The organism is Proteiniphilum sp. UBA5384, from assembly GCF_002410825.1.
Classification (GTDB): domain Bacteria; phylum Bacteroidota; class Bacteroidia; order Bacteroidales; family Dysgonomonadaceae; genus Proteiniphilum.
The window spans coordinates 29145-36932 of sequence record NZ_DHOS01000024.1 but is presented as its reverse complement, the minus strand read 5'-3'; the positions used below and the strand labels follow the sequence as shown (position 1 = coordinate 36932).

Annotated in this window: 4 protein-coding genes; all 4 read right to left on the bottom strand. The window is 46.1% G+C overall.

Features of this window, described 5'->3' with window-relative positions:
- Positions 1-114: 114 nt before the first annotated feature.
- Positions 115-708 (bottom strand): hypothetical protein, encoded by a 594-nt coding sequence (locus B4G81_RS05200; protein ID WP_294080802.1) that lies wholly within the window; start codon positions 706-708, stop codon positions 115-117.
- Between the two features lie 128 nt (positions 709-836).
- Complete coding sequence (locus tag B4G81_RS05195; protein WP_294080800.1) at positions 837-3152, bottom strand: sialate O-acetylesterase; 2316 nt, start codon at positions 3150-3152, stop codon at positions 837-839.
- A gap of 97 nt (positions 3153-3249) precedes the next feature.
- Positions 3250-5043: a DUF5017 domain-containing protein gene (locus B4G81_RS05190; protein WP_294080798.1), complete on the bottom strand. Its 1794-nt coding sequence runs from the start codon at positions 5041-5043 to the stop codon at positions 3250-3252.
- A 10-nt stretch (positions 5044-5053) separates the two neighbouring features.
- The coding region (locus B4G81_RS05185; protein ID WP_294080797.1) for a sialate O-acetylesterase at positions 5054-7788 on the bottom strand (2735 nt) is incomplete at its 5' end.

The following is a 7788-nucleotide window of genomic DNA, read 5'->3' as shown; positions in this document are numbered from 1 at the left end:
CAAAGAACGATTTGGGCTCAATGGAGCAGGTTTATTTGATTTTTAATAACGTCCCTTTTTTATGGGACACTAGTGTTCTAATCAATTGAATTAATTATAATTCCAACTTTTGGCTTACATCTCTTCGTGAAAGACAACTTCAACACCCTTTCCCAACTCTGCTATATATGAGGCATATATCCTTTCCACATAATCATCACGGACTTGACGGGTATAATCCTCGTATAGTTCTCCACTTTTGTAAATGGAACCTTTTAACTTGTTGAAGTGGTCGAGTAAATCTTTTTCCTCTATTATTAATTCACCTTCTTCAGCTAATTCTTTTTTAAGTTGAATAATAGCATTGCCAAACCGGTAATCGAAAAAAATCAGTTCATTATAATTTATAGGTCCATAGATAACACCCCCTTCACTTACAATTCTCGCTCTTTCTTTGTTGGTCTCATCTAAATCGGAAAGAAGCTCTGAATAATGCTTGTAGGGCCACAATTCCCGCTCTTGTAGCAGCCGTTCCTGTACTTTTAAGACCGCTAATGTATCCATTGCTTGTTGCTGTAGTATTTCCCGGGGATAGTGTCCATCATATCTCTTTTCCCAAAACCCGATCATATCGGTAATACCATGCTCGGTTACAATCCGGTTGATTACCGATGCTTTGCAACGTTCCATTTCCCTATTTAGTTCATCGCGGGTTATCACTACTCTCACTCTCTCCGCGGTCTCTTTTTGCTCATTTGACGATCTGTTAATAATCCAAAATCCCAAGACTACGATACCGAGAAACAACGATATGGAGATAATCCTCCACCTTTTTTTTATTTGACCGCACATACTGTTTATCTCCGGTTTTGAATCGTTATCATTTGTTCCGCGTATCTATCTCCCAGAATGGTAGCCGACGGACTATCAAAATGGGTGACGTCTTTTTCTGAGACTGTGGTTAATCCTGCGGCAGAGGCTATACCAGTATAGGGGACATCCAGGATCAGTCGGGGCAACTTGTCGTTGATAAAGTGAGAGGTCGGGCGTTTGTATGACAACTCTCCGATGACAAAGGGTAGCCTGCTGTTCATGAAATCGTTCCGCAACCTGTTGATGAGTATTTTCATTTTGCCCGGCCAGATAATCGACGAGTTTTCTCCACTGTTACCCTCTCCCTGATGCCACAACACCCCCTTTATCACGCCGGAAAGCATAGCTGTTTTAGCCCGAGCCAGGGCGTCGTCGTACGGGTGAACGCCTTTTCGGTTATCAAAAGCTCCCGGTTGCCAGAGGTCTATGCCTGTCGCTCCTACTGCCGCTGGGATTAACCCTATGGTGATATCGGAGTTGGCTTCCGCCATTTTGATTGCGAACTGCAATCCCGGTCCCACTCCCGGTTTCGCTATGTCGAAGTGCAACGGGTGTTGTGCCGGTACCCACTCATTTTGCTGGTTCAGCATCTTTACTCTGGGGTGGGATACCGCGGCGTACTCAGGCGTGACCGGCCCGCGACCGGCCATGTTCGACTGCCCTATCAGCAGGTAAAGATGGAAATTCTCATCCGGTATGGTGTTGTTGTTCCCCGGACCGTTGTAGAACCCTATATTGGGTGGTTCGTGGACCGAAACGGGTAAGCCGAAATAATCCCTTCCCCCGTTGTCGGGGATAACCTTGCCCGCTCCTATGGCCGGTGAGTTCGACCTCAACTGATATCCACCCACGGTATTCAACCCGCTCTTTCCGGTGCCGGGCGCGACAAACAAGGGATCGTCCGTAATTTTGAAAGGGTCATCCGGCTCGTTATCCGAGTGGTATCCGTAAAACAGGTTATTACTGAATATCCTCGTAGTATTATTTCCTTTCACAAAGTTATAGGTGGCCGAAGGGCTTAGGTTGTATATGATGTTATTGTAAAAATGATAAGTACGTGCCTTGGAAGGCGCGGATTCATAGATGATGGAGGGGGATAGCTTCTCATCTATATAAAAAGTGTTATTGTAAATATAGGCACTGGTAAAAGAACCGGTTACCCTGATCAGGTATCCTTTGTCGTTCCGGCTTATATTGTAACGGACAATGATATTATCGTCTTTCGCATTGGGAATGAACCACATCAGTCCGTGGGCATTGTCATGGCTGTAGCTATACTGCCATATTGTACCCGGGCTGCCCACGTCAGCGTCATACAGGCTGCCATCTATTCCGGGGGATCTGTTCAGAAATCCTTCGTTATACTGGAATACGGTTCCTTTTGTCCCATAGCTGAAAATGGTGTTTCCGGTTGTGTCCAATGCCGTTTCGTAACATAAATTGTGCTCCACGACTCCCCCATCTACCGTTTTAAGGATCATCGCATTCTTGGAGATATGGTGGATCACGTTGTTCCTCACTACCACGTTTGTGAATCTGCGTCGCTTCCAGTCGGCTGTGGAGGGGTGGTTATATCCCGCGCTCCTTTCTCCCGGCGTGCGGAAATTGATTCCCTGGTTCTGCACGTGGTGAATTTCACAATTCTCTATCAATATGTTGTCAAAGCGCGTATTTTTTTCGTCATCTTTGAGAGTGTGGATAAAGATACCGCCCGTTGACGCCCCATTATTGACGATTCCTCTTACATGGTGGACATGCAGGTTTTTAAGATGAATATGCCTGACCAGCCCGAAATTGGAAGCTGTGACATAGACACCGTTCCTTCTTCCCATCTCTTCCGCATCATTGGTCAACTCTAAGTTGTTGATCTCCCAAAAAGACTGGTTGTGCAAGTTTACTGCTCCTCCTAACGCTCCGTTCGCGTTAATCAGAGGCTTAGCCCCCAACCCGTATTGATCGATAATGATGGGGTTGTTTTCTGCACCGGAGCCTTTAGGGTTCATTTGTCCAATCCATACACCTCCCGACTTTAATAGTATCTTCGCACCCAGGCCAAACTCCCGGGAGTTAACAGCTTCAAGCGTCTTCCATGCTGACTGAGGTGTTTTCCCGTCATTCCTGTCGTTCCCGTTATCCGGATCTACATAATAGGTTGATGAGTGTATATTTCCTCCTATCCGGATATCGGCATACCATTCCTTGTATTCAATGATATTTCGTGCCAAAGATATACTGGGCATCAGCATAGATAGAATGAAAACTAAAATAGTTATCGTATTGCGCGTAGATAGGATTCTCATAACTTTTATACTCTTTTTTTGAATTTATTTCGAGTTTGATCATCACGATATCTTTAAGCAAGAGTTAGATTCGTGATGATCAAACTCGACCCTTTATTTAAGGAAGAACCGTCACATTGACTTTTTTGACAATTGGTTCTGTTCCCAAAGGACCATGGAGGACAAACGTTGCTTCGTATGTGCCGACTGCCGCATACAAGTGACTGTACTTCTCAGATGGCGATTCGATGGTAACTCCCTCATCGGGATCCACGGTGAATATATCATGTGCGTTGCTGATGCCCCACGCTTCGAACCCTTCGTATGAAGATGTCTGATTCCCGAGAAAATTCAATGCTTTTCCATCTGCAGTTACTATGCTTGGAGCTCTACCCGATTCTACATTCCCCTCTGTTATGAAAGTCCACTGGGAGTTCCAATCGGCATCATTGTAATTAGAAAGCGATATTGTCTCACCGGAAAGTTCGTGGTTTAATGTGTAGAATCCGATACGCCATTGACGGCTGTTTCTTGGTGCCGGAGGACGATCCGGACAAATATATCTAAAGCCCACCCAAAAAGTTTTACCTTGCTCCATCAGATCGGTTATCTTGATACTGTTATTTATCTTGCCATCCCCGGCAGGTCCATCTGCATTTGTTAGTGGGAAAGTAATCTTGTCACTGAAGGATGTCCAATCTGCGGCTGAAACTGCCGCATAAGTATATTCACCAGAGAAGTTGTTAGATACAAAAGCATCCAGTTCCATGGGGAATTCATAGCCGTTCATCACCCTTGCCATAAATGACATTGTGACATCACCTTCCAATTCCCTTTCTGTGCGGTCTTTGTATTCGTACACATGACCCGGCTCGCCGGAATAGAATTCAACCCTACTGATATCCCCTGCAAAGGCGAATAGCTGTTCTTCTCCGGCATTGATGGGGTCTCCGGATGTGGTTACGGACAACGGTTCTTCAAAGGCAAAATCTGTGCCGTTCCAGTAAGCCTCAAAATAAAAAGCTTTACCTGTTTCTGTCGGGGAGGTTCTTGCGTCTTTGCTATCAGTAGAGACAATGGGGGCTCCCCAATTACCCAGAAGTTGTAGCCTTATCTCGGGCCAAATAACATCCGGAAGTGACGGATACCAGCCCCACAAGGTGATTGACTCCCCGGCCGGAATTGACGTGGTAGGAGGAGTGAACGAGAGGTATGCGCCGGCTGATCCGGGAGATTGAAACTCACCGGTCACTAAGTTATACTTGCCCTCTCCCGTGTTGTTATATGCCCAGCCACCTGTCTCAGTCACCAACCGTGCCTCGGAAATACCCGATAAGGGAGTGGCTCCCGTGTTGTTGACCCGGATGCTGAAAATAGAACCCAAATGATTAAAGACTACATTGGCAGATTTCTCTTCAAGATTTATTCCTTCCTTTGTGAAAATGAGGACTACATCCTCGCTTTCCTGTAGTAAATAGAGTGACGAGGCACTTCCCGGATTTGCGGGAAGCTTGACTAATTCCAGGTTTTCTTCGTCAAGTCCCTCTCCACCATAAACGCCATAAAGATCAAACTGTCCTCCGACAATTCCGGCGGGTATATCGAAAACAAACCTTGCTTTTTTACCCTCTTCCATAATTTCATTTACAGTGGCGGTTTCTTTGTATTTATTATCGTTCTGGACAAAAAGGAGTTGAATCTCATCGTTCATTTCCCATTTGAGGGTGATGGTCAAATCATTTTGTCCTAAAGCAATACGTGATGCTGGTGAATTCTGCATTTCCACAGTAAGCGAAAAAGAATTACCCGGAACGGTAGAATCATCTCCCGGTTTCAAATCTTCGGTATTGCATCCTATAAGCAATACTACAAAAGAGATCAGTACTGTCTGTAAAATTTTGAATGCTTTCATATTCATATTTTTATTTATTGTTTTGGATTATTATCATTTGCTCCGCGTATCTCTCGCCCAGAAGGGAAGTCGACGGGCTGTCAAAATGGGTTACATCAAACGCTGTCAACCCTTCAGCAGAAGCTATACCGGTATAGGGGACATCCAGGATCAGCTGTGGCAGCTTGTCGTTGATAAAATGAGAGGTTGGACGTTCGTATGACAACTCCCCAATGACAAACGGCAGCCTGCTGTCCATAAATTCGTTTCGCAACCTGTTGACAAGCACTTCCACTTTACCCGGCCAGACAACGGATGAATTCTCTGCGCTGTTTCCCTCTCCCTGATGCCACAATATCCCCTTCATCACACCGGAAAGCATGGCTGTTTTAGCCCGTGCCAAAGCGTCGTCGTATGGATAAACATCTTTCGCACTATCAAAAGCTCCCGGTTGCCATAGGTCTATCCCCGTTGCTCCCACCGCAGAGGGAATCAAGCCGATAGTAATATCGGGATTGGCTTCCGCCATTTTAATTGCGAACTGCAATCCCGGTCCCACTCCCGGTTTCGCTATGTCGAAGTGCAACGGGTGTTTCGCCGGCACCCACTCGTTTTGCTGGTTCAACATTTTCACCCTGGGGTGGGATACCGCGCCGTACTCCGGCGTGATCGTTCCGCGGCCGGCCATATTCGACTGCCCTATCAGCAGGTAGAGATGGAAGTTTTCATCCGGTATGCCGTTATTGTTCCCCGGACCGTTATAGAACCCTATATTGGGCGGTTCGTCGGCAGAAACGGGTAAGCCGAAATAGTCCCTTTCTCCATTGTCGGGAATAGCTTTGCCGGCTCTTATAGCCGGAGAATTCGGCCTCAGTTGGTAGCCACCCACGGTATTCAACCCGGTCTTCCCGGTGCCGGGTGCGACAAACAGTGGGTCAGCCGTGATCTTGAACGGGTCATTCGGCTCATTGGCGGGATGATACCCGTAGAAAAGGTTGTTGCTGAATATCCTCGTGGTATTGTTTCCTCCCACGAAATTATAGATGCTCGAGGAACTTAAATTATATATGATGTTATTGTAAAAATGATAAGTACGTACATTTGAATTACCGGCTTCCTGGATGATGGAAGGAGATAACTCCTTGTCTATATAAAAGGTGTTATTGTAGATGTAAGCACTGACAAAAGAGTTGTTCACCCTGACCAAATATCCTTTGTCATTCTGGCTTATATTGTAACGGACAATGATGTTGTTGTCCCTCTCGTCGGGGATGAACCACATCAGGCCGTGGGCGTTGTCATGGCTGTAGCTGTACTGCCACACCGTTTCAGGACTACCCAGATCCGCATCATACAGGCTTCCGTCACCCCCGGGGGATCTGTTGAGATAGCCTTCATTATACTGGAATACGGTACCTTTTGTCCCATAGCTGAAAATAGTATTGCCGGTAACATCCAATGCCGTTTCGTAACAGAGGTTGTGTTCCACGATTCCTCCATCAACCGTTTTAAGAATCATCGCGTTCTTGGAAATATGGTGAATCACGTTGTTTCTTATCATCACGTTCGTGAATCTGCGTCGCTCCCAGTCGGGAGTGGAAGGGTGGTTATACCCTGCACCTCTTTCCCCGGGCGTGCTGAAACTGATTCCCTGGTTTTGCACGTGATGAATTTCACAATTCTCTATCAATATATCATCAAATCGCGTGTCTTTCTCGTCATCGTTGAGAGTTCGGATAAAGATACCCGCTGTTGGAGCGCCATTATTCACGGTGCCTTTTATATGGTGGATATGCAACTTTTTGAGATGAATATGTTTAAGTAATCCGTAGTTGGAGGCCGTGATGTTTATTCCGTTCCTTATTCCCATCTCTGCCGCATCGTTGATCAACTCCAGATTGTTGATTTCCCAGAAAGATTGGTTATTCAGGCTTATTACCGCTCCTAACGCTCCGTTCGCGTTAATCAAAGGTTTCGCGCCTACCCCGTATTGGTCAATGATGATGGGACTATTTTCCATACCAGATCCATTAGGCGATAATTGGCCAATCCATGTCCCTCCTGATTTGAACAGGATTTTCGCACCCGGTGCAAACTCCCGTGAGTTTACCGCCTCGAGTGTCTTCCATGCCGACAGGGGTGTTGTTCCGTTATTGTTGTCATTTCCTCCATTCTGGTCCACGTAATATGTTCCCGAGTGAGCGTTCAGGTTTATTACCATAGCTTTGGAAATTGCCCATATCTCGAGCGGAACCTCTCTGTTGATATTGTTTGCTAAAAAGTTTAAGCGGTTCTGCTGGATAGTGGCTCCTCTGCCTGGATCTATTTCACCATTCTCCACTAAAACCCAACCGGCGGTATGATGATTGGCAAGTATATTAGTCTTTTCCTCGAAGTGGTTGGTCAAGGAAAACTCCTCCACACGCCAGTTCCTTCCCATTCGGTCAGCCGGCGGTACCCCTGCGGTTTTATACCTGAAAGCGACAAAAAAAGGCTTTTTTGCAGTTACATACTCCGAAATATCTATTGATCCCGCAGGTGTTAGTTCTTGTGTGTCGGTAAGGGGGAACCGAAATTTATCGCTGATATCTTCCCAGACAGCCTCTCTTATCTTGTTAAGGGTATATATTCCGTCGAAGTCATCGGAAATAAACACGTCCAACTCACGGGGTAATTCATAACCGTTGAGTACCCGGGTAGAAAAGGAGAGGTTAACGTCACCCACCTCCTCTATGCCGGGGCCCGGATCAGGATCAACAGTTTCCT

Coding starts and splice junctions, on each gene's coding strand:
- B4G81_RS05195 (WP_294080800.1), bottom strand. CDS start 3,152: ATGAGAATCCTATCTACGCGCAATACGATAACTATTTTAGTTTTCATT.
- B4G81_RS05190 (WP_294080798.1), bottom strand. CDS start 5,043: ATGAAAGCATTCAAAATTTTACAGACAGTACTGATCTCTTTTGTAGTA.